We start from the raw sequence: 2583 nt of genomic DNA, 5'->3' as shown, positions 1-2583 counted from the left end.
AGGAGGCGCTCGGAGATCGAGGATCTGGTCTTAGTGGGAGAGAGGCTCCGCCCCCTGGCTAGAGAGCTGGGGGCAGAGACGGCCCAAGACCTTGTGGAGGGGCTCGAGAAGGCAGAATCCTCTCGCCCCAAAAGATTGCTTAGTGCGGTTAAGTGTTTCAGGTGATAATAATGGCAAGCGAAATGCAAAATTTGAATGTACTTCATCCCAGGCCGAGCTCAATTGTGGCCGCTTTATACACACTGCGCGACCTGGGGGCTGATGTGGTCATATTGCACGGCCCGAGCGGATGCTGCTTCAAGCACGCCCGGCTTTTAGAGGAGGATGGGGTGAGAGTTCTGACCACAGCTTTAGATGAAGCGGGATTCGTCTTCGGGGGCCACAAGCCGCTGACCGCTCTTCTCAAGAAAGCGGTGGAGCTGTTCGATCCCCAGCTGATGGCCATATCCGGAACCTGCAGCAGCATGATCATCGGCGATGACCTGCATCAGGCAGTTTTAGAGGCGGACCTCGATATACCGGTGCTCGAGGTGGAGGTTCATGCCGGATACAGGGATAACACCAAAGGGGTGATCATCACCCTGGAGGCGGCAAGGGATAAGGGGATAATTGATGAGGCGGAGTTCGTTCGCCAGAAGACCCTGCTGGAGAAGGCGACTGAGGTGGAGAGGCTCCGGGGAGCGGCCAGCGCAGAGTACCTCGCTCCGGAGAGGGGCGACCTGAAGTATCAGGCGGCAGAAAGGCTTTTGGAGCTGATTCGGCAGGGGAAGCGCGGCCTGAACATCCTCAATGCCAAGAAGGAGACCGCCTATATGTTTGCGGATATTACGGCAGCCGTGGCTGAGGTGGCTGGAGAGCAGGTGGATACCCTGGCCAACCTAAACGATCAGCTCGGCCTGCCCAAGGTAAGGAGGGACGCTGTCAATGTCGCTGGCGACCTTCGGGGCAGGGGCGTCCAGTTCAGCATCATCGGCGGCCTGGATGAGTATCCAGTTACGGGGGACATCATCGCCCAGCGGGCCCAGGAGGGTGGCTACGACTTTGCCGTCGTGTCCGGTGTGCCCCATGCCCTGACCGCGTCTGCTCTCCAGGGCCTGGAGATCTTCTCCATAACCAATGGGCCTCGTCAGGTTAAGCCCCTGCGCGATCTGGGCCATCAGCATGTCATGGTGGAGATCGATCTTCATCCCAAGACCATGGGGGTGACAAGCATAGTAGAATCGGAGTTTGGAGCCACCCTCCGTGCCATGAATAAGGCCCAGGCTAAATAGGATGGATAAAGAGATAACAAAGACAAAGCAAAGCTAGTTTATGGCTGCTCTCCGCTGAGCAGCCTTTCCTAAAACATCTTGGGAAGTTCTGTGAGCAATGCGTATATGACAAAGCCAATGGATCCAATGATGCCTATGCCGGCCATGGATACCTTGGCGATCATGTTGAATTCTTCTCTGGTGGGCTTTCTAGCCAGCTTCAGGACGCGAATGTATTCGTTTATGTTAGTGGAGGGCAAGGTGACGCCTAAATCCACATCGTCCAGGTCCAGTTTGCTCTTCAGATCCAGCCTACTCTTGTGATCGGGCTTTTGCCTGGCAGAGCTCTTCTTCTCCGCTTCGATATTTCCCTCGCTCATTCTCCAGAAGGAATGAATTGGAGTATAAAAAAGCTTTCGATCAGCTCTCTTGGCTTGAGCCCTCTATCTCCACCCGGCTCTCCTTTTTGCGGGATATGTTCTCCACAAACCTGGGAATGGCCTCTGCCAGGTGATCCACCAGGGTGTCACGGCTCTCCTTCATCCTCTCTATTCTCACGCCCTGCTGGTCGATGATCACCACTGCTATGGGCTTCATTCCCAGGCCACCCCCGCCTGCTCCACCCGCGGGATCGGTCTCCTTTCCAGTCCCGGATCCAGCGCCAAAGCCCATCCCCACGCTCATCAGGGGAACTATGGTCTTTCCCTCTACCGTGATGGGATCGCCAACCGCCGTCCGGGGGGAGAGGGACTTTTGCATCTCCGTGGTTATGGTCTTCAGAATATCGGTCAGTCCTTCCATATCCTCAGCTCCTCTCAAATATTGTCGCGGATGGATGAAAAAGCTTTCTGGAGGCAGATCCATAAGGAGTACTGCAGCCGGGAGGCTGGAGAGAGCAAGCTGGTCCTGACCGGCATATACAGATATATCCGCCCATCCGCAATACATCGGGTTCTTTCTGATCACCTTTGGAATGATGAATCGGAAATTCTCTGTATCTTTTCGCCTCTGTGGTGAAACGCTATGCTCTGACCCAACCACAGAGACACAGAGGAACAGAGGCCATATTCTCTGCCTGAACTCACCCACATAATTCAGAGAAGAGCCAAAAGAAAACTGAGATGTCCATTCCGCATATCATCTAAAGCTTGATTGCAGCTTCAGCCCTGGGGACCCAGACCCTGGCTCTCCCTCTTCTCCTTGAACTTTATGAGCAGGGTGAGAAGGTCGTTGTAGGGTGTTGGGATCCCATTCTCCCGAGCCAGGCGAGAGATGGCCCCGTTTAAAGCATCGATCTCCGTCTTCCTTTTTGCCAGGATGTCCTGCAGCATGC

General features: G+C 54.9%; 4 protein-coding genes. 1 reads left to right on the top strand and 3 read right to left on the bottom strand.

The genetic code is table 11. From position 1 onward, the window contains the following. The first annotated feature begins 170 nt into the window (after nt 1–170). Nucleotides 171–1271: a Ni-sirohydrochlorin a,c-diamide reductive cyclase catalytic subunit gene (gene cfbD / locus BP822_RS00810; RefSeq protein WP_286877519.1), complete on the top strand. Its 1101-nt coding sequence runs from the start codon at nt 171–173 to the stop codon at nt 1269–1271. Between the two features lie 68 nt (nt 1272–1339). On the opposite strand, the gene BP822_RS00805 is transcribed toward cfbD, so the two are convergent. From BP822_RS00805 to BP822_RS12840, 3 genes are all read right to left on the bottom strand, one after another. After that, a complete protein-coding gene (locus tag BP822_RS00805; protein WP_013719548.1) occupies nt 1340–1528 on the bottom strand; it encodes a protein translocase SEC61 complex subunit gamma in 189 nt (62 codons plus the stop codon). 142 nt (nt 1529–1670) lie between these two features. Beyond that, a complete protein-coding gene (locus tag BP822_RS00800; RefSeq protein ID WP_276839752.1) occupies nt 1671–2051 on the bottom strand; it encodes a GerW family sporulation protein in 381 nt (126 codons plus the stop codon). Between the two features lie 359 nt (nt 2052–2410). Continuing rightward, the gene (locus BP822_RS12840) at nt 2411–2581 is read right to left on the bottom strand and encodes a ketopantoate reductase family protein (RefSeq protein WP_349681838.1); all 171 of its coding nucleotides are present in this window, start codon (nt 2579–2581) and stop codon (nt 2411–2413) included. Between the last annotated feature and the right edge of the window lie 2 nt (nt 2582–2583).

Source organism: Methanosaeta sp. UBA458 (assembly GCF_002496085.1).
Classification (GTDB): domain Archaea; phylum Halobacteriota; class Methanosarcinia; order Methanotrichales; family Methanotrichaceae; genus Methanothrix; species Methanothrix soehngenii.
Note: the sequence above shows the minus strand (reverse complement) of the source record. Positions and strands in the feature narration are given on the sequence as shown.

Bases quoted from the DNA above. Each gene is read 5' to 3' on its own strand.
- BP822_RS12840 (WP_349681838.1), bottom strand. From the start codon at position 2,581: ATGCTGCAGGACATCCTGGCAAAAAGGAAGACGGAGATCGATGCTTTA.
- BP822_RS00800 (WP_276839752.1), bottom strand. From the start codon at position 2,051: ATGGAAGGACTGACCGATATTCTGAAGACCATAACCACGGAGATGCAA.
- cfbD (WP_286877519.1), top strand. From the start codon at position 171: ATGGCAAGCGAAATGCAAAATTTGAATGTACTTCATCCCAGGCCGAGC.